General features: G+C 61.5%; 29 protein-coding genes. 5 read left to right on the forward strand and 24 right to left on the reverse strand.

Annotation, left to right across the window (positions count from 1 at the left end; translation table 11 throughout):
• The 5 genes from ABFC67_RS14615 to ABFC67_RS14635 are packed head-to-tail and all read left to right on the forward strand — an operon-like array spanning position 1 to position 1,622.
• Positions 1–183 (forward strand): hypothetical protein, encoded by a 183-nt coding sequence (locus tag ABFC67_RS14615; RefSeq protein WP_346738765.1) that lies wholly within the window; start codon positions 1–3, stop codon positions 181–183.
• Between the two features lie 15 nt (positions 184–198).
• Complete coding sequence (locus ABFC67_RS14620) at positions 199–429, forward strand: phage holin (RefSeq protein WP_346738766.1); 231 nt, start codon at positions 199–201, stop codon at positions 427–429.
• Positions 419–610, forward strand: a complete 192-nt coding sequence (locus tag ABFC67_RS14625) for a hypothetical protein (RefSeq protein WP_346738767.1) — start codon at positions 419–421, stop codon at positions 608–610. The genes ABFC67_RS14620 and ABFC67_RS14625 overlap by 11 nt, the downstream gene beginning before the upstream one ends.
• Positions 607–1,077, forward strand: a complete 471-nt coding sequence (locus ABFC67_RS14630) for a lysozyme (protein ID WP_346738768.1) — start codon at positions 607–609, stop codon at positions 1,075–1,077. The genes ABFC67_RS14625 and ABFC67_RS14630 overlap by 4 nt, the downstream gene beginning before the upstream one ends.
• Entirely contained in the window at positions 1,074–1,622 is a 549-nt protein-coding gene (locus tag ABFC67_RS14635; RefSeq protein WP_346738769.1) for a hypothetical protein, read from the forward strand. The genes ABFC67_RS14630 and ABFC67_RS14635 overlap by 4 nt, the downstream gene beginning before the upstream one ends.
• 1,003 nt (positions 1,623–2,625) lie before the next feature.
• Here ABFC67_RS14635 and ABFC67_RS14640 read toward each other — a convergent pair.
• From ABFC67_RS14640 to ABFC67_RS14755, 24 genes are all read right to left on the reverse strand, one after another.
• The gene (locus ABFC67_RS14640) at positions 2,626–2,796 is read right to left on the reverse strand and encodes a hypothetical protein (RefSeq protein WP_346738770.1); all 171 of its coding nucleotides are present in this window, start codon (positions 2,794–2,796) and stop codon (positions 2,626–2,628) included.
• A gap of 36 nt (positions 2,797–2,832) precedes the next feature.
• Positions 2,833–3,057 (reverse strand): hypothetical protein, encoded by a 225-nt coding sequence (locus ABFC67_RS14645; RefSeq protein ID WP_346738771.1) that lies wholly within the window; start codon positions 3,055–3,057, stop codon positions 2,833–2,835.
• A 33-nt stretch (positions 3,058–3,090) separates the two neighbouring features.
• Complete coding sequence (locus ABFC67_RS14650) at positions 3,091–3,399, reverse strand: hypothetical protein (protein WP_346738772.1); 309 nt, start codon at positions 3,397–3,399, stop codon at positions 3,091–3,093.
• Between the two features lie 449 nt (positions 3,400–3,848).
• Positions 3,849–4,289 carry a hypothetical protein gene (locus ABFC67_RS14655; protein ID WP_346738773.1) on the reverse strand — a complete coding sequence of 147 codons (441 nt, stop codon included), beginning with the start codon at positions 4,287–4,289 and terminating at the stop codon, positions 3,849–3,851.
• 38 nt (positions 4,290–4,327) lie between these two features.
• Entirely contained in the window at positions 4,328–4,864 is a 537-nt protein-coding gene (locus ABFC67_RS14660) for a GIY-YIG nuclease family protein (protein ID WP_346738774.1), read from the reverse strand.
• A gap of 5 nt (positions 4,865–4,869) precedes the next feature.
• Complete coding sequence (locus tag ABFC67_RS14665) at positions 4,870–6,048, reverse strand: tyrosine-type recombinase/integrase (protein WP_346738775.1); 1,179 nt, start codon at positions 6,046–6,048, stop codon at positions 4,870–4,872.
• Positions 6,049–6,068: 20 nt separating this feature from the next.
• A complete protein-coding gene (locus ABFC67_RS14670) occupies positions 6,069–6,281 on the reverse strand; it encodes a hypothetical protein (protein WP_346738776.1) in 213 nt (70 codons plus the stop codon).
• Positions 6,281–6,805 (reverse strand): single-stranded DNA-binding protein, encoded by a 525-nt coding sequence (gene ssb / locus ABFC67_RS14675; protein WP_346738777.1) that lies wholly within the window; start codon positions 6,803–6,805, stop codon positions 6,281–6,283. Before ssb ends, ABFC67_RS14670 begins: the two co-directional genes overlap by 1 nt.
• A 2-nt stretch (positions 6,806–6,807) precedes the next feature.
• Complete coding sequence (locus tag ABFC67_RS14680; RefSeq protein WP_346738778.1) at positions 6,808–7,254, reverse strand: hypothetical protein; 447 nt, start codon at positions 7,252–7,254, stop codon at positions 6,808–6,810.
• A complete protein-coding gene (locus ABFC67_RS14685) occupies positions 7,238–7,471 on the reverse strand; it encodes a hypothetical protein (RefSeq protein ID WP_346738779.1) in 234 nt (77 codons plus the stop codon). The genes ABFC67_RS14680 and ABFC67_RS14685 overlap by 17 nt, the downstream gene beginning before the upstream one ends.
• 13 nt (positions 7,472–7,484) lie before the next feature.
• Positions 7,485–8,081 carry a hypothetical protein gene (locus ABFC67_RS14690; protein ID WP_346738780.1) on the reverse strand — a complete coding sequence of 199 codons (597 nt, stop codon included), beginning with the start codon at positions 8,079–8,081 and terminating at the stop codon, positions 7,485–7,487.
• Positions 8,074–8,256, reverse strand: a complete 183-nt coding sequence (locus ABFC67_RS14695) for a hypothetical protein (protein WP_346738781.1) — start codon at positions 8,254–8,256, stop codon at positions 8,074–8,076. The genes ABFC67_RS14690 and ABFC67_RS14695 overlap by 8 nt, the downstream gene beginning before the upstream one ends.
• On the reverse strand, positions 8,253–8,681 hold the full coding sequence (locus ABFC67_RS14700; RefSeq protein ID WP_346738782.1) for a hypothetical protein: 429 nt from the start codon (positions 8,679–8,681) through the stop codon (positions 8,253–8,255). Before ABFC67_RS14700 ends, ABFC67_RS14695 begins: the two co-directional genes overlap by 4 nt.
• Positions 8,678–8,986, reverse strand: coding sequence for a hypothetical protein (locus tag ABFC67_RS14705; protein WP_346738783.1), 309 nt, complete (start codon positions 8,984–8,986; stop codon positions 8,678–8,680). The genes ABFC67_RS14700 and ABFC67_RS14705 overlap by 4 nt, the downstream gene beginning before the upstream one ends.
• Positions 8,986–9,417 carry a hypothetical protein gene (locus tag ABFC67_RS14710; RefSeq protein ID WP_346738784.1) on the reverse strand — a complete coding sequence of 144 codons (432 nt, stop codon included), beginning with the start codon at positions 9,415–9,417 and terminating at the stop codon, positions 8,986–8,988. The genes ABFC67_RS14705 and ABFC67_RS14710 overlap by 1 nt, the downstream gene beginning before the upstream one ends.
• A 14-nt stretch (positions 9,418–9,431) precedes the next feature.
• A complete protein-coding gene (locus ABFC67_RS14715; protein ID WP_346738785.1) occupies positions 9,432–9,884 on the reverse strand; it encodes a hypothetical protein in 453 nt (150 codons plus the stop codon).
• Between the two features lie 3 nt (positions 9,885–9,887).
• Positions 9,888–10,745 (reverse strand): DUF2303 family protein, encoded by an 858-nt coding sequence (locus ABFC67_RS14720; protein ID WP_346738786.1) that lies wholly within the window; start codon positions 10,743–10,745, stop codon positions 9,888–9,890.
• Positions 10,746–10,778: 33 nt separating this feature from the next.
• A complete protein-coding gene (locus ABFC67_RS14725) occupies positions 10,779–11,117 on the reverse strand; it encodes a hypothetical protein (RefSeq protein ID WP_346738787.1) in 339 nt (112 codons plus the stop codon).
• 11 nt (positions 11,118–11,128) lie between these two features.
• The gene (locus ABFC67_RS14730; protein ID WP_346738788.1) at positions 11,129–11,359 is read right to left on the reverse strand and encodes a KTSC domain-containing protein; all 231 of its coding nucleotides are present in this window, start codon (positions 11,357–11,359) and stop codon (positions 11,129–11,131) included.
• Positions 11,360–11,361: 2 nt separating this feature from the next.
• Entirely contained in the window at positions 11,362–11,727 is a 366-nt protein-coding gene (locus ABFC67_RS14735; protein ID WP_346738789.1) for a hypothetical protein, read from the reverse strand.
• Complete coding sequence (locus ABFC67_RS14740; protein WP_346738790.1) at positions 11,724–13,346, reverse strand: YqaJ viral recombinase family protein; 1,623 nt, start codon at positions 13,344–13,346, stop codon at positions 11,724–11,726. The genes ABFC67_RS14735 and ABFC67_RS14740 overlap by 4 nt, the downstream gene beginning before the upstream one ends.
• Positions 13,343–14,329 carry a hypothetical protein gene (locus ABFC67_RS14745; RefSeq protein WP_346738791.1) on the reverse strand — a complete coding sequence of 329 codons (987 nt, stop codon included), beginning with the start codon at positions 14,327–14,329 and terminating at the stop codon, positions 13,343–13,345. Before ABFC67_RS14745 ends, ABFC67_RS14740 begins: the two co-directional genes overlap by 4 nt.
• A gap of 116 nt (positions 14,330–14,445) precedes the next feature.
• Complete coding sequence (locus ABFC67_RS14750) at positions 14,446–14,685, reverse strand: hypothetical protein (protein ID WP_346738792.1); 240 nt, start codon at positions 14,683–14,685, stop codon at positions 14,446–14,448.
• Positions 14,682–15,389, reverse strand: a complete 708-nt coding sequence (locus ABFC67_RS14755) for an HNH endonuclease (protein ID WP_346738793.1) — start codon at positions 15,387–15,389, stop codon at positions 14,682–14,684. Before ABFC67_RS14755 ends, ABFC67_RS14750 begins: the two co-directional genes overlap by 4 nt.
• Positions 15,390–15,879: the final 490 nt, after the last annotated feature.

Genomic DNA, 15,879 nt, shown 5'->3' on the forward strand with positions numbered 1-15,879 from the left:
ATGGCCAACCTCTATCAGGGAATCCTCGACGAGGCCGCGGCCAAGCGGCGCCGGCTGATGGAGAAGGGCTGGGAACCATCGGCAAGGCTGGTCGAGAAGGTTGAGGCGTACAAGCGGAAACAGCAGGACAGGGAGGCCGAGGAAGCGATCGAGGCCAGGAAGAAGCGCGGTTCTTTGGGGTAATGGAGAGAGGGAAGAATGGAGAAGACGACTCAGGCTGTGGCATACGGTTCTGCTGCCGGTTCTGTGCTGGCCGGGCTGACGCTGAATGATTGGGGGGTGATCATCGGCATCGTCGTGGCGGTGATGACGATGCTGTGCAACATCTTCATCACGATCTACTTCAAGCAGCAGAGCCTGAAGCTCTACAAGGCCCGCCTGCAGGCTGAGCTGGCCGGAATAAAGGGAGAGGATGACCATGAGTCTTGAGACGCGGCAATTCAATTTCCTGTCCGTCCTGACGGCGATCGTTGTCGTCGGCTACGTCGTGGCAAGCGGGTGGGCCTTCGTGCAGCACGCCGCGACCTGGCAGGAATTCTCCGGCGCGGTAGGGCCCATCGCCGGCACGCTGCTTGGATACTGGCTGCGCGGGCGCGGGGTGCAGCCGTGATCCGCCAGCGCCTCCCAATCGCCGCACTGGTCCTGTCCGCCAGCGTGCTTGTTGGCATCGCAACGAAGGAGGGCTACGTCGAGACGGCCGCGCCGCCGGTGAAGGGCGACGTTCCAACCAACGGCTTCGGCTCGACCGGCGCGGACATCAAGCTCGGCGACAAGACCGACCCGGTGCGGGCGCTGATCCGTCTACAGCGCGACGCCGACGAGTACGCCAAGGCAGTGAAGCGCTGCGCGCCGGTGCCGATGTATCAGTACGAGTTCGATGCCTACGTCAGCCTCGCCTACAACATCGGCCCGCACGCCTTCTGCACGTCGACCCTGGCGCAGCGCCTGACCCTGATGGACTACCCGGGTGCATGCGCGCAAATCCTGCGCTGGGATCGCTTCAAGGGGCGCCAGCTGCCCGGCCTGACCAAGCGCCGGCAGGCCGAGTACCGCCTCTGCATGGGAGAGCAAGCATGAAATGGATCCGCGCGAACCGGGTTTCCCTGATCCTGTTCGCCATGCTGCTGATCGGCGCCGCGTCGGCGTGGTCGCTGTGGCCGCGCGAGAAGCCGGCCGTGGGCGTCAGCGCGCCGCTTCCCCCGGCGAAGGAGGCGAAGGGCGAGGCGAAGGTGCCGCTGCAGATCAGGACCGTCTACGTCTATCGGGACAGGGTGAAGCGAAAGCTCGACCTGCCGGCGCCGGTCATGGCCGACCCGAACAAGCAGGTGATCACCACCGGAAAGCTCGATGCCGAGGAAAGGCCGTACACGATGACGGCAGTGCTCGACACGCAGACCGGCGAGAGCCAGATATATGCTCGCCCCGACCCGCTGCCGTGGCTGGCGCCGGGGAAGCGCGGCGCGGTCGGGATTGCCTACGGCGTCAGCGACAAGGGGCCGGATGCACGGCTGTACGGATACCGTGACCTGTTGCAGGTGAAGGCGCTGCACGCCGGCGCCCGCGGCGACCTCGACCAGCACGGCCGATGGTTCGCGGGCGGATATGTGGAATGGCGTTTCTGAGGTGAGCGTCTGGCCTGGGCTGCGTGTCCGACACCGGGACACGTACCCATGGCCATGCCTGCGCTGCCGGAATTTCGGATTTCACGTTGCGCGCGAAGGGGGGAACGTCGAGATCCGCGACGAGTGCAACCACCCCCGCCACAACTACCTGCTGCTGGCCTCGCTCGATGCGCGTGACTGCGATGACTTCGAGCCACGGGTCCACCCCGCGGCGCAACGGTGACGCCCCAATTTTGGGACCAATTTTGGGACCAATTGGGGTAATATGGGGTAAACGTGGGGCTCGCGCTTCAGTATTTATGCCCCTTGGCGCCCCGGTGTATCCCTGTCAAATTGGTTCGAGTCCAATCGCGCCTACCAACACAAAGCCCGAAAGTTCTTTGATTTATAAAGGATTTCCGGGCTTTTTCTTTTTCTGCAGAATTCGTTGGGACGAATTTGGGACCAATTCATAGCCTGGCGCCCACCCGCGGCAGACTCTTCCTCAGCCCTTCCAGTATCTTCGACCAGCCTATTCGCGCCTTCCACGGCTTCCCATCGACGTGGACGCGGTAGCAGTCACACATGCGTCCAAATCCTATTTCGTACAACAAGACCTACGAGGACATCGCTCACGCCGTACTGTTTTGCAATTTCTGCCTTTGTAAATTCACCAGATGCGTGCAGTTGACGGATTCTTATGGCATCGCATTCTTTAAGTTTTGATCGGCCATTGGCAGTTCCGCGATGATCTCCATCACGTCCTTTGCGTACCCTATCAGCGATATTTTCAAGTTGGGTGCCTAAGAATAGATGATCCGGATTCGCACATGCTGGGTTGTCGCATTTGTGGCATACGGCCATTCCTTCAGGTATTTGGCCGACTGCCAACTCATACGCTAGGCGATGCGCGCTTATCTTTCTTCCCTGGAATATCAATCTCCCGTACCCATCAGATGATCTGCAACCGCAGAACTCAAGGCAACCGTTCTCTGCTTTTTTGAGCCTGCTCCAGAAGTCTTGTTCAGTTGATCTCGTTGGCATTTTCTGTCCTGTTTGTGATAACGATGCGACGGCGCAACTCGGGCAGCGATGGCGGGTAATCCGGAGCTGGCCGCTCCATGCGTGCGCGGTCCTTTCCGGCGCGCATCAAGGCGAGCGTTTCTTTGCTACGGCGGGTTTTTCTGTAGGCCATACCTTGCAAGCTCCGTCTAATACTTGTTGGGCGTCATCAAAACGGTATCTCACAGTCCTGCCGCATCTCAATCCGCAGCATGTCATCCACGCGGCGGGCGCATACGCTTTCGAGTACCACGAATGTTTCGCCAGGGTGCAGCCTCGCCAATCGTTCGGCCTCAGTCGTTGCGCTGGCCTCGCTTTGGTGCCTGTGCGTCGGGTTCCTGTTGTCAGGGTTCCACACAAACCAAAACGGTGCGTAAGTCAATTTGTTGCTCATCTGTTCTCTCCTTCGGGCATCACGCCCAACAATTCATTCAACTTCGCTACGGGCTTCGCCCTCCGCCGGACGCGGCGAAGCCGCGCCGGTTAATTCAGTCGCGTTGGGCACCAGCAACTCACCCAGCCTCGTGTTGCCGTCACCGCCGTAGGGGATGCACTCGCCGTCCCATCCGTGGGAGAGGTCTTCTACCTTTACGACCGCGCCGTCCACTTCAATGCGCGGGTTCCAGTCGTCGCTGAAAATCTCGCGTTTGTAGCTGTCGGCTACCTGGTGGGCGTGCGCTGCGTCTTCGGCCATCACCACGCCGTAGGTGGTTATTTCAACCATGTAGGGTTTCATCCGTTCTCTCCTAGTAGATGCGCCGGTAGCCCAATCCGGCATTCGAGATCGACCGGCGCTAAAGCGCCGTCGCCTCAATTTCAAGCGTTGGGCGTCACTTCTCTCTAGCCTTGTCCATCAGGCCACAAAGAACGTCAGCCTGCGAGGCCTCAACCGCGTTTCCGTTGTGATCGCAGGATCGGCATGGCTCGTCCGTGTCGTCCCCGTGACGGTGCCTGCAAACGCAACACGGGAATGCCAACTGAAAACCACCTTCTGGTTCGTCGGCTTCGAATTTATCTCTGTGCGCAACATACAGTTCAAGTCCCATTATGGTTCCTTGCAAAAATTGCGTTTTGTCAACCTGCCGAACATTGCAATTCAGCGGTTTTGTCAACCTGCCCAACAAGTTGGTCAAGCCGATCCACTACAGCGGCTTTGCCGCTTCCGTGGTCGGCTTACCGCTGGCGTTAGGCCTTACCTGTCTGGTCCATCATCACCGTTCTGGCCAGCGCCTCGCACGTCGGGCAAGTGTCGCGCTCGGGCGTTTCCGCTTGGGCCTTCAGTTCTGCAATCGCCGTCAATGTCTGGTCGAGGTCGCCGCATCCGTCATCGCCAATGCCGAGCGCCTCGTCGATCTTCGCCAATGCTCGTACCGATTGCTCAAACATGCTCTTGTAGTCAGTCATTTCCGCTCTCCTAAATTCATAGATCGTGTCTTTTGTATACAGAGGGATTAAAGTCCCTTTGTCGTATGAGTCATCAGGTGGTATGTCTTTGCTGAATCCGTCCCAATTACGATTCACTCGGTAATGCCACCAGTCCGGCGTGATCGGCGTGTCTGTGCCTAACTCTGCGGTCAAGGCCGACCCGCCGCAAGCGGCTTCGGTTTGGTTTTTCTGGTCAGTCAATTCTGTCTCCTTTGTTCGGTTCGTTGGCGGCGGTCGGCTTACCGCAAGCGTTGAATTGGAACCAGGCCAAGCAGCGCATCAAGCGCGATCGGGGCGCACTTGGCATCGTTCCTCTGGTTGCCGTTGAGCCTTGGGCGCAGGCAGTGGATATACAGCGATTCCAGCCTGTCGAGCACATCAACAGCGCAAGGCACGAACGCATAACGGTCAAACCTCTTGTCGGTGTGCTGCCCGATCCGAGAGTAAACATTGACGGCCTGCCCGACATAAACAACTTCGTCGCCATCGAGCAAGAAATAAACCCCGCTTGCCTTCTCCCATGGCAGTGCTGCACCTGCGATCTCGTCGGCCCTGAGCAGCGCCTTGTCCGTCACGGCAGCAGAAACAGCATTCATCGTTTCCATGCGCTCCAGGGATGCAAGCCTCTTTTCAAGCGCGGCAATCTTCTCGCGCAAGCCTCCGGCGTATTTCAGCTCGTCCTGTCGCGCCGCCTCTTCTGCCTCAATCCTGGCCCGCCGTGTGGCGTGCCCCTTGGCGGCAATCGCCTTACGCTCTTCGGGGGTCTTATTTTGCATGGGGTTCATTGTTTATCCCGTGCTCTCACGTCGGGATCCTTCTTCCCCATCGCCCGCTCCATCATTTCCCGCGCGCTGCCGGCGTCATTGCCGGGGATCCAGCGGGCGTACTTGTCGAGCAGCATCTTGGTCGAGTGCCCCAGCTGGCTGGCGATGTAGGCGGGCGGCACGCCGATCATCAGCGCGGCCGTGGCGAACGTGTGCCGCGTGTTGTAGGCGCGGCGCCAGCGGATCCCGAGGCGCTTGAGGCTGGGCTTCCAGTAGTGGTCGCGCTGGCTGCGCTCGTCGTGCCAGGGCCGGCCCGTCACCGGGTTCTGGAAAATATCGGCCGCGCCGTCGTCGCGCCCCTCGACCTTGAGCATGAAGGTGTGCGTCTTCATGGTCTGCAGCGCCGCCAGCGCCTGCGGCAGCAGATCGACGTCGCGCTCGGTGTGGGTCTTCGAGCCGTCGCGCTCGCCGCCGCGGTAGGTGCGCACGCGCTGCACGCGCACTACCTTGCGCTTCCAGTCGACGTCGCTCCAGCGTAACGCGATGGTTTCCTCTGGCCGCATGCCGGTGAAGAACTGCCACAGGAAATAGGCGTGGACGCGCGCATCGTAGTGCGCCTCGAGGTCGGCCAGGATCATGTCGCGCTCGTCGACCGTCAGCGGGTCGGGCAGCTTCTTCACCACGGTCATGTTGGCGATGCCGTTGGCAGGGTTGTTGACGGCTGCCGGGCCGCGGTATTCCAGCGCGAGGATCCCGCGCAGCGCGATCAGGTAGTTGTTGTGGGTCTTGGCTGACGGCCAGGCATAGCCGCCGATCTTGGCGGCCAGCAGCTTGTGGGTGACGTCCTTGAGCAGGCGTTGCTCGCCGAGCAGCTTCTTCCAGAAGCGCACGGCAGTCGCGTACTGGCCCTTGGTCGCCTCGGCGAGCCGACCCTGCGACTCCAGCCACATATCAGCCAGGTGGCCGAACGTCTCGGGCGACACGTCGTCGCGCGCGTGGGGGGAGTCGGGGAAGAATTCCGAGAAGGTGAAAGCGTCCTGGGCGATGCGCCGATGGACCTCGGCCGCGATGCGGTGCGCGTATTTGACGTTCGCCGGGGTCGGCTTCAGCGATTGGCCGTTCAGCGTCAGGCGCTCGCGGTAGATCGTCCCGCGAAACGTGAACTTGATACGGATGCTGGCGGCGCGGATTTCCACGCCGCTCCCTTGACGCCCCATCAGCCTTGGCCCCTAACCCACCTGTAATAGCCATCCAGATCGACGTAGATACCGCCGTCCCTGCGGTGGTATTCCTTTCCCTCGATCCACTTTCCATCCTCAATCTTGCGCCGGATGGCCTTCTCGCTCAAGCCGGTGATGATGGACGCCAGCCTGATTGTGACCCCGCGCGCGGGGGCGACGATCGTGATTTGAGCTTGTTCCTGCTGCATCAGCTTTTCTCCCCGCCTCGCAGCTTCTTCCAGATCACGTCGCGCGCGAGGCTTGCGCTTGCGAACGGAACATCGTCGTCCATGTCGTCGAAGCCGTTGGATCCACCGCCGCGCGGGGACGGCTGAGACTGGTTATGTTGATAGCGCTGGCTCGGATATTCGCCGCCCGTGCCTTGCTGCTGGCCACCGCCTTGCGCGCTGCCCAGCATCTGCATGCGCTCGCCGCGGATCTCGGTGGTGTAGCGCTCGATACCGTCCTTGTCGGTGTATTTTCGGGTGCGGATTGATCCCTCGATGTATACCTGGCTGCCCTTCTTCAGGTACTGGCCGCACACCTCGGCGGTGCGCCCGAAGAAGCTGACGCGATGCCATTCAGTGTGTTCGGCCATCTGGCCGGACTTGTCCTTGTACTTTTCGGTAGTGGCGACGGCCAGATTGGCGATCGCCTCGCCGCTCGGCATGTAGCGCATTTCGACGTCGCGGCCGAGGTTGCCCACCAGGATCACGCGGTTAACGGATGCCATGACTATTCTCCTTTCGGCGCCGGCAGCAGATTCGATGCCTGCATGTGCTCCAGCACGGTCTTGTTGTTGGGCAGCAGCAGCTGGCCAAGGAAAGCTCCCTCGAACGTCAGGATGCCCGTCTCGATCGCCGTCACCTGGCCGCGTATCCAATCCCGCAGAATCGAATAGACGGCCGTGCTGGCGATCTCCATGGCCTTGCGCTCGTGCTCGAGGCGGGTGCAGCGCGTCCGGTTCGTGTGCGGGTGCTCCTTCAGCCATGCCGTTGCGTAGCCGCGGATCGACGCCTTGACGCTGACCGGCTGGCCGTGAAACTCGAACTGCACCATGATCTCGGCAGCGCCGTCGTCGACCATGCTGCCGAACTTGGAGCAGCCGAAGCCGCGCAGCAGCTTCTGGATCTCGCCCAGCGCGCGCTCGCCGCTGGTGCTGTTTTCATAGGGCAGGGGCATACATTCCTTTCTTTGCCTCGGCACGCAACATGGCGGCGTGCTGGGGTGATACCGCGATGGTGTCGCCATTGAGAACGAAGGCGACCTCCTTGGTGCCGAAGCGCTCCAGCAGCCAGGCGTTGTGCTTGGCGCGGTATTCATCGGTGCACCACTTGAAATGCGGGTCGATCTGCAGCACTGGGACCGGCTTGATAAGGGGTGACACGACGATCTTCATTCCTGCGAATGTTTCACTCGGCATTCACGCTCTCCCGTTCTTCGATAAGCTGAAACTCAAGCGACATATCCGGCGCGCATTCCGGGTCGCGTGATCTGACCACGGCGGCCATCTTGTCGACGTCAAGTTCACCGCAGAAGCGCGAAACCTGCTCGGCCACGACGCGCGGCCGGCAAATCATGTCCTCGAAGCGCAGGTCTAGGATGTGCTTTACTCCGGCCTCGCGCAGGGTACGGATAGCGAATTTCGCGTCTTCCTTGAAGGCTTGCGCAATGCGGTCACGGTGTTCTCTGTTCATCGGCAGCCCCACCACCTCGCGGAGGAACTTTGCATGCGACTTGGCCTGTTCGATCACATCGCGCCGACACCAGATGGCATGCGTGCTGAAGTGGTGCGGGATCATGTAGCGCTGAGGATCAAGCAGCTTGAGGGCGTGCCCATTGATGCCGGGTAGGCGTGTCGAATCTATCGATCCTGGCCGCACAATGTCGCCCGCCTCAAATGCTGGGTACTCTCCCGTTACAGGCATTCCACCCGCTTCAAGCATCTGCATGACAAGCGACGAACCACAGCGCCCGAAGCCACAAACCAGGGTAATTGTTTCACTCATCATCTTCTCCAAATACCTTGGCTTCGATCTGCGCCAGCACCTTCTCCTGCTTATCTGTCAGCGTCGCGCGCTGGCGGATGCTGGGCAGGAAGCTATGTTTCTCCCACGATGAAAGGTCGCTGCCAACCGCTTCGGCAAGGATGCGATCTACGCGCTGGGCCGGGTTGCCGCTCATAGGGAAGCCTCGATTTCTGCGCGGTGCCGCATGAACTCGGCGTAGTTGCTGGCCATTGCGCTCGTTATGTCCGGGTCGGCTGCATGGCTGTCTATGAACGCACAGGCTGCTTTCCAGGCATCCCGCAGCTTGTCGCGCTGCTGCCGCAAAGCATGATGCGACTTCATGGCGGGCTCGATGTCTTTTGCATACTCTTCGAGCCACTCCGTTTCCATCTGTTCGCACGCATTCACGCAGGCCACGATGCGGCGGGCATTAGCGAGCGCGTCATCCTTGAAGTTCATATTGCATTCGGCCAGCACGTAGGGACCAAATTCGTTATCAACAACAATCTGATGCGGACCGACCGTTTCTTTAACCTCGCCGAAGTCTCGAATATTGGCGAGCCTGCCAAGGCGCCAAGGCTCTTTCGTGTGCTCGCTCATGCCGCCACCCGATACAAAGACGGCGCCATGCCAGGATTGCGCAGGTCGACGTAACACCCCTTCATCACGCCCTTGAACCGGAACCATGCGCCGGGTGGGTGGCCTTCGCCGTCCCATGCCTTGAGTGCATTGCGCGCGTCGTGCTCGTTCTCGAAGAAGTACCGCAACTCGTAGCCCGCCGCGTCGAGGCCGATGACGATGGACGAAAGGAAGGGCGAGTGCGCGATGCCGCATACCTTGCCGCGCACGATCTTCATGTCGGTGTAGCCTAGGTTTTCGAGGAACTGGCGCAGGTTGTTGGCCATCAGTAAGTCTTTCCACCTTCTGCCCGGCGATTCTCGGGCTTATGGTCTGCGCGGCTGGCGTTGAACTGAAGCTTCTCGGCGATCGCTCCACCAATATCAAGCCCATACCCGCCGGCCAGATCAAAGATGCGGATAACCGCGTCGGCAAGTTCGACCTCACGCATTTGGCGATGCGGAAGCTTGTCGTCCATCAGCTTCTTGCGATCGCCCTCCAGCGCTTCGCTGACCTCGGAATGAATCAAGGCCAGTTTGTTGCTGAAGTGCAGCGGGTTGCTCATGCTCGTGTTCGGATCGTCGCTGTTCCACCAGCCTGCAAGCACGGCTGCGCCGTGGCATATTTCAGTCAGCACATTGCCAGCGAACGAGACGTCTTCCTTGTCTGCCCCGGTCTCGTGCCCGAGACTACAGATGTATCGAACTTCATTTCCCATGTCTGCTCCTTTATTCAAAAAACTATCCCGCGCTGAACCCGCCGCGTGACTTCATCCAGCGCGTTCATCGCATCCTGCTGACTGACCGTTGCAAGCTGGGATTCGTAGTGCGTTACCCAGGTCATCAGCGCCTGCAGCCCGGGCCCATCCAGCAGCCACCGTCCCTTGCTGTTGCCGTTCTCGCGCAGCCGAACGATCGCCTTCTGTGCGGCGCCGATGATTGCCGACAGTTCATCGTCGCCGCTGCTTTCAGCCATCACCATCGACGTATTGACGGCCGCGCCGAGGTGGTGGAAGGCGTATTCGTCTGCCTTGCCGGTGCGAACGGCCTCGAGGTGCGTGCGCAGCACGATGCCGAGGCGCAGGGTTTGCGAGTCGTCGAGCGGATGCTGCCGACCCGCCGAGCGGAACGCGGCGAGCGGGTCGACGTGGTGCTTGCCGGAGAAGTGGGCGCCGCGCTTGCGCATCGATCACTCCTTGGCGCTGGACGGGACGCCGAACAGGACCATCAGGCCCGTTTCCTCCTTGATCTTGGCGATCTCGCTGGAAACGGCGGTCTTGAACACGCGATCCGGTCTGACGAGCTCATACCAGAAGGACAGCGCGCCGCCGTTCATGCGGAACTTCAGCCGCGCCTCGATGGGGTAGCCATCGGTCGCGCCCTGGAATACGGGAATGCCGATGGTGAAGCGCTTGAAGAACTGCATCTTGCTGGTGGTTTCTTCGTCGGCCTGATCGACGAACTCCAGATTCGTGCCACCGCCCTGCAGGTCGATGACCTTCTTGAAGCGCTTGTCGCTATTCATCTGGAAGGCCAACGCCATGTTGAGCATGTCGGAGCCGGTCGGCATGCCGTCCACGGTCGCAATGTCGCCCAGGTTGTCCTCGATGAAGGCCGCAAAGTCTGCCTGCGGCATGGCCTTGTGGTTGTTGCCTTTCCAGCGCTTCCATTCGAGCGACAGCATCGGCGTCAGCGAGGCACGGAAGTCGCCCCACATCGCGTAGTCATGCTCTGTGCCGTGGTCATTGAGAACGGCCACCAGACCGTAGCGGCCCGCTTCGTAGTCGACATCGGCGTAGATCGCGGACGTATCGGTGATCGCGTGCTTCTTCGTGTAGTCGATGAAGCTGGACGCATCGAGCAGGGTGACGTTGCCGCGCTTGCGGGTGGGGTGCAGCAGCAGCTTCTCGATGTCCTTGACGGCGTAGCCGGCCGGGACGACGACAAACGGGACCGTCCCTTCTTCGTTCTGTTGCGGGACGCGGATCTCGCCCAGCGCGGCGCCGGCATCGAGCGCGGCCTGGACGTCTTGTTTCAGGTTTTCCATGGGTTTCCTTGGCGGGTTTGTGAGTGACGTGGCTTAGGCGGTCGCCTCGACCGGCTTGATCTCGACCTTCTCGACGCCGACCGGGCGCAGGTCCAGCTTCTTCTGGTTGGGATCCTCAGTCAGCAGGTTGCCATCGGGGGTGGGGAACAGCAGCGCCTCGATGGCGGGCTCGGACGGTTTCTTGACGCTGCAGGTGCCGCGCACCGCCATGGCGCCGGCCGTCGCGCGCCGGATGTCGATCTTGAGGGTGACGCTGCCGGCCTTGCCGGTGGCGTCGACGGCGCGCACAACCTCGGCGAGCGCGTCGGACGCCTCGTCGATGAAGACGCCGCCGGCAATGTGGCGCAGGGTGTCGATGATGCTTCTGGACATCGTGATTCCTTTCACTTGATCTTGCTGAACTTGAATTTCCCCTTCACTTGGGCGTGAAGGTGCTTACCGACCGATTCCGCCTTGCACAGATCGGCGTAATGCGCCGGCGTGAAGTCGTGGTAGTCGTAGGTGCCGCCGCTTGCGAACTCGACGCGCAGGGTGTTGGTGACGGGGCAGTGCCCGTGCGCTTTCACCTGGCTGGATTTGCACGGCTGCATGGTGGGATTGGGTTTATGGTTCATGGTCAATTCTCCTGGGGTTTTCCTGCCAGTCCGCAATAGCCTTCGCGGCGCGCATCTGCATTTGCCTGTGGCTCGACCCATCCGGCTGGATCCATGTCGGGCGGGCAGAATTTCCACGTCTCGCATCCTTTCGGACGCGGGCCGGCCTGTTCCTCGGTTTCCGCGTTGGGGTTCCCTGCCTGCCGGAATCGCAGGCCGCCGTTTTCCGGGCCGGTGATGCGTTGCCAGCGCCACATCGCGCACTGGCTGGCGATGCAGCGGCCGAACTCGTTGCGGGTTGTCGAGTGCTTGTAGTTCTCGCCTTCACCGATAGGGCTGAATCGCACCATCGGGCACCACAGATTGCGTGATTCGGTTCCGGTGTTCATGCTGCAGCCTCGAACTTCCCGGACGCGATCGCAGCGGCCTTGAACTTCTCCCAAGACTTGATTTGTCCGCGCAGCACCTTCTTGTGCTCCGGCGGCAACGTTACGCAAGTCATGTACCAGTCGAGGATGGCGTCCTCGTCTTGAACGGGTGGGGTACTGGCAGCGGGTGCCTGGGGCGTTGCCGTGGCCACCGGCTCCGCGTGCGTCGCTTCCGCTGTCTTCCCCCGTTGATCTTCCGCGCCGCGTGCAGTTTGCGCGGCCTGAGCCTTGGCCTGCGCGTCGGCATGAGCGGCCTCGCGCGCGATGCGTTCGGCTTCCTCCTGCCGGATGCGCTCGCGCTCGGCCTCGATGCGCTGGCGCTCCTGCTCCTGCCGCTGGAACAGCAGCGCGGCGAAGTCTTCCGGCGCCTTGTTGCAGACCGCGGCGAAGTCGGGGAACAGGTGCATGCAATCCGTGGCCTGCTTGGCATTGGCCTCGATGCGGTCGGCGACCGCGTCGGCCTCCAGGCGCTTGGCGGCAAGCTCGGCGTGGATCGCGTCCTGCATGCTCGACAGCAGGCGCTTGCCCTTGATCTTGCCGGCCCAATCGCCGACGAGGCGCGGGACAAACTGGCCGCCCAAGCGCGCGTCCAGCTTGGCAAGGTGCTCGTTGAGCGTGGCCTGCGCCTCCAGCATCATCGCGTTCTTGCGGCGCTTCTCTTCCGCCTCGACGGCCTTTTCGATGGCCAGCGCGTCGGTGTTGAGCACGGCCACCAGAGCGTCGATGTCGCGCGCCATTTCGCCGATCGTGATGGTCTGCGACAGCATGTCCTCACGGCGCTCCTTCAGCTTGATAGCTGCCTCGCGTAGGTTGGCGGCGATCGCCTTGCCGTCCGCGAATTCCTGGTCGGTGGTCGGCTTCTTGTAGGCGGCGATGCTGCCCAGGTAGGCCGTCACCTCGGCCTTGAACTCGGGCATGTTGGTGTTGGTGATGCCGCCGTGTGCCTGAATGAACAGGGTGGGGAGCGCCTTCACCGGGTTAGCGACGACCGGCGCGGGCGGCTCGACGTGCTGATAGTTGGCGAGATCCTCGTCAAACAGTTTCCAGCCTGCTTCCAGCTTCTCACGGTCGCCGTCCCCGAGCTCCTTCCAGACATAGACGGTGTTTTCCTCAGTGCCGTCCGTGACCATGTAGAGCACGCGCTCGGCGCCGACGCACAGCTGCTGCACCACCTGCCAGTAGTCCTCTTCCGGCACGCGGCCCTCGCGCACGGCGGCGGCCTTGTCCTCGTTCCACGACTTGCATTCCCACGCCGTCGTTTCCAGCATCGTCAGGCCGTCGTAGCTGGCCAGCAGATTGCCGGCGTCATCGACGGCCGTGGCCGGGTAGAGCGTCTCGCCGATGATCTTCTCGGCGATCGGGCGGGCGGCGGCCTCGATCTTGTGGCCGTTATCCAGCAGGTTCTTCTGCACCCACTCGCTGAACTCCTTTTTCGTGCCGGTAGCCTTCATGCGCAGCAGTTCGGCGCGCGAAGTCTTCTTCGCGGCGCCCATCATGGCGCTGGCCTCGGACGCGGTGTGGTAGCGCGCGCGCTCGGCCTCCCATTCCGGGCTGCCCTGGGCGAGATCGAGGATCCTCATTGCGCACCGCCTTCCTGGCCGGGAACCAGCGCCTTGATGCGGGCGATCTGGTCATCGTCCAGCGTGTTGCGCGTCTTCAGCGTGGCGATGATGGCGTCAGGTGTCTTCTTGCCTGCCTTGATGGCCTTCTCCCATGCCGGGAACTCAGCTGCGAACTTGTCGGCATCGAATGGCGGCAAAGCCTGCTCGGCTGCCGGCTTCTGCTCGCCTTCGCCTTCCTGCTCGAACCATTCGGCCGCGGTCGACATGCCGTCGCGCAGGCTGACGTAGATTTTCCGCAGGCTGACCACCTGTGCCGGCTGGATGGCATCAATGCGGCGCTGGATGCGCTTCTCGATGTGCTCCTTGGTGACGCCGAACTCGGTGAACATTTCGACCATCTTGGCCATCGCCTCGGGGCTGCAATCGGCCGTGGTCTTGAGCGTGACGTCGGCCTGCTTCATCGCGGCCTCGGTGACGTCGCCCGGAATGATCGACAGCAGGCAGGCACGCACGCGGCGCTGTGCCATGTTGGCGACGAGCTCGTAGATGTCGCGTTCCTCGGTGATCGCGTAGCCGCCGCGCTTGGTGTCGCGCCAGTGCGGGACGATGAACTGCAGCGGCTTGCGGGTGAGGGTTTCGGTGTCCCAGGCGTAGGCTTCGACCTCGGAATAAGCCTTGCCGTCAGGGCCGATGCCGCGCGACAACTCGCGGAAACCGAATTCGATGTTGCCCCACTGCTGGGCGATCGCTTCTGCGGCGCGGATAGACGGTCCCGACACGTCGGAGCCTCCTTTGGCGTACTGGTATTGGGAAACGGCGGCGAGGGTGGGGCGCGAAAAAGCGTTCACCACGCGGTCCATCGCCACGACCTGATCGCGCGGGAAGCGCTTGGCCATCATCACCGAGGCTTGGACTTCTGCAATCGCGCGCTGCTCATTGCCGCGCGCTGCGGCACCACCGACCTGTGGGACTGCTGCCGCTGGGCTGGTCATCATGTTCATGGATTGCTCCTACTTGGCGATCCGGAAACGCCGGATCTCGTTGCGACGGCTGCGCGCGAGGCGCAGCGAAGTGAATACGCCGTAGCCGCGGCGCCGGTAATGGAAGAAGAGGCGGGTCATTTGAACTCCTTGCCGTTGATCTGGCAGGCGCCGCCGTCTTCGCACACGGCGATGTCGTGCTCGCATGTTGCGCACGGCATGGCGTGGGTGATGACACGTTCATTCCCAGCTTGATCGACGCGCAGGCTGATTTTTCCCTGGCTGACGATGACGCCGTGCTGCCGCGGATTGGCCGCCAGAAAATCGCCGGCAATGAGCCGGGCGGCCCGGATGTCGTTGATGTAGCGCTCGCTCATAACAGGAACCCTCTGCTTTGCATAAAATCAACCGGGTGCTTGGCGTACTTCTGGTTGTTGCACGACTGTCGCAGCAGTTGCATGTTCGTGTCGGCGTTTACGCCTCCCAACGCCAGCGGCATGATGTGGTCTAGGTGGTAGTCATCACCGAGCGGAAGGCCGCAGCAGGCGCATTTCCCGCGCTGTAGCTTGAATAGACGCTCAGAAAGACCTTTGGACAGCTTTCCGCCAACTTCGCGTTTGCTTGCACGACGGTTATGCTCGTAGATGCGGCGCTTATCAGCATTCGCTTCCCACCACTTGGCGGCTGCCGACTTTAGCTTTACCGAATTGGCCGCGCGGTATTTTGCGATGCTCACCCCTCGCTTCTTGGGATTTTCAGCCTGCCACTTTGCGTTGGCGGACCTTAGCTTCTCGCGGTTTGCCACGTAATAGGCGGCTGCGCACGCCTTGCAAGAGCTTTGCATCCCGTCGCGGGCCTTGGCGTCCTTGCTGAATTCCGCAATTGGCTTGGTCTCTCCGCACTTTTTGCATTTCTTCATATAGCGCTCCGTTGCCATTTCATATGGTTGGTGCGGCACTCTGGCCGTCGTCACGCCGGTTTCTGGTCCCGCGTTGACCCCGCCGCGCGCATCCGTCCTGTCGACCGGGCGCGCGGCGCCATGCTGGAACCATCGGGATTCACCCTCGCGGGCTGGTTCCACCCGTTGCTGCGCGGGGCACCTGCAGCTTGGCTAGGAGAAACGCGCCTCCCGAAGACACTGGAAAGACGGTCGGCGCGTTCGGCCCCTCATGCCCCTGGCGGGCTTTGTGGTGGTGGCAGGGATTGATACCTGCTGATCGGATGGCACTAAACCGTTGAGCGCCGCGGTGTCTCTTGTTGCCCGCATGTGCCATCTATGGCTGACCGCTACGTGTTCCCGTCATCACCATGCGCTCGCGTGTCCTTCCACGCCGCACCACTACAAAACCCGCCATTTACTTCAGGGCAGTGGTTGGCTGGTCTGATCCGCGTTCCTGCGTGTCCATAGAAGACCGTTGCGCCAGATCAGGGCCATTCCCGACTCGCGGGTTTTGCTGCCCGTTCAATTCAATTACTTCACGAATAACGATAATCGAACGAATGGAAATATGCAAGTCGAAAACGAATTAACGCGAACAAAAAAGAATGGCGCTCCATTCGGATGCGCCATT

Origin of the sequence: Mizugakiibacter sp. (assembly GCF_039680435.1) — a bacterium.
Lineage (GTDB): Bacteria > Pseudomonadota > Gammaproteobacteria > Xanthomonadales > Rhodanobacteraceae > Mizugakiibacter.

Coding starts and splice junctions, on each gene's coding strand:
- ABFC67_RS14615 (WP_346738765.1), top strand. CDS start 1: ATGGCCAACCTCTATCAGGGAATCCTCGACGAGGCCGCGGCCAAGCGG.
- ABFC67_RS14620 (WP_346738766.1), top strand. CDS start 199: ATGGAGAAGACGACTCAGGCTGTGGCATACGGTTCTGCTGCCGGTTCT.
- ABFC67_RS14625 (WP_346738767.1), top strand. CDS start 419: ATGAGTCTTGAGACGCGGCAATTCAATTTCCTGTCCGTCCTGACGGCG.
- ABFC67_RS14635 (WP_346738769.1), top strand. CDS start 1,074: ATGAAATGGATCCGCGCGAACCGGGTTTCCCTGATCCTGTTCGCCATG.
- ABFC67_RS14640 (WP_346738770.1), bottom strand. CDS start 2,796: ATGGCCTACAGAAAAACCCGCCGTAGCAAAGAAACGCTCGCCTTGATG.
- ABFC67_RS14645 (WP_346738771.1), bottom strand. CDS start 3,057: ATGAGCAACAAATTGACTTACGCACCGTTTTGGTTTGTGTGGAACCCT.
- ABFC67_RS14650 (WP_346738772.1), bottom strand. CDS start 3,399: ATGAAACCCTACATGGTTGAAATAACCACCTACGGCGTGGTGATGGCC.
- ABFC67_RS14660 (WP_346738774.1), bottom strand. CDS start 4,864: ATGCAAAATAAGACCCCCGAAGAGCGTAAGGCGATTGCCGCCAAGGGG.
- ABFC67_RS14670 (WP_346738776.1), bottom strand. CDS start 6,281: ATGCAGCAGGAACAAGCTCAAATCACGATCGTCGCCCCCGCGCGCGGG.
- ssb (WP_346738777.1), bottom strand. CDS start 6,805: ATGGCATCCGTTAACCGCGTGATCCTGGTGGGCAACCTCGGCCGCGAC.
- ABFC67_RS14680 (WP_346738778.1), bottom strand. CDS start 7,254: ATGCCCCTGCCCTATGAAAACAGCACCAGCGGCGAGCGCGCGCTGGGC.
- ABFC67_RS14685 (WP_346738779.1), bottom strand. CDS start 7,471: ATGAAGATCGTCGTGTCACCCCTTATCAAGCCGGTCCCAGTGCTGCAG.
- ABFC67_RS14690 (WP_346738780.1), bottom strand. CDS start 8,081: ATGAGTGAAACAATTACCCTGGTTTGTGGCTTCGGGCGCTGTGGTTCG.
- ABFC67_RS14695 (WP_346738781.1), bottom strand. CDS start 8,256: ATGAGCGGCAACCCGGCCCAGCGCGTAGATCGCATCCTTGCCGAAGCG.
- ABFC67_RS14700 (WP_346738782.1), bottom strand. CDS start 8,681: ATGAGCGAGCACACGAAAGAGCCTTGGCGCCTTGGCAGGCTCGCCAAT.
- ABFC67_RS14705 (WP_346738783.1), bottom strand. CDS start 8,986: ATGGCCAACAACCTGCGCCAGTTCCTCGAAAACCTAGGCTACACCGAC.
- ABFC67_RS14710 (WP_346738784.1), bottom strand. CDS start 9,417: ATGGGAAATGAAGTTCGATACATCTGTAGTCTCGGGCACGAGACCGGG.
- ABFC67_RS14715 (WP_346738785.1), bottom strand. CDS start 9,884: ATGCGCAAGCGCGGCGCCCACTTCTCCGGCAAGCACCACGTCGACCCG.
- ABFC67_RS14720 (WP_346738786.1), bottom strand. CDS start 10,745: ATGGAAAACCTGAAACAAGACGTCCAGGCCGCGCTCGATGCCGGCGCC.
- ABFC67_RS14725 (WP_346738787.1), bottom strand. CDS start 11,117: ATGTCCAGAAGCATCATCGACACCCTGCGCCACATTGCCGGCGGCGTC.
- ABFC67_RS14730 (WP_346738788.1), bottom strand. CDS start 11,359: ATGAACCATAAACCCAATCCCACCATGCAGCCGTGCAAATCCAGCCAG.
- ABFC67_RS14735 (WP_346738789.1), bottom strand. CDS start 11,727: ATGAACACCGGAACCGAATCACGCAATCTGTGGTGCCCGATGGTGCGA.
- ABFC67_RS14740 (WP_346738790.1), bottom strand. CDS start 13,346: ATGAGGATCCTCGATCTCGCCCAGGGCAGCCCGGAATGGGAGGCCGAG.
- ABFC67_RS14745 (WP_346738791.1), bottom strand. CDS start 14,329: ATGAACATGATGACCAGCCCAGCGGCAGCAGTCCCACAGGTCGGTGGT.
- ABFC67_RS14750 (WP_346738792.1), bottom strand. CDS start 14,685: ATGAGCGAGCGCTACATCAACGACATCCGGGCCGCCCGGCTCATTGCC.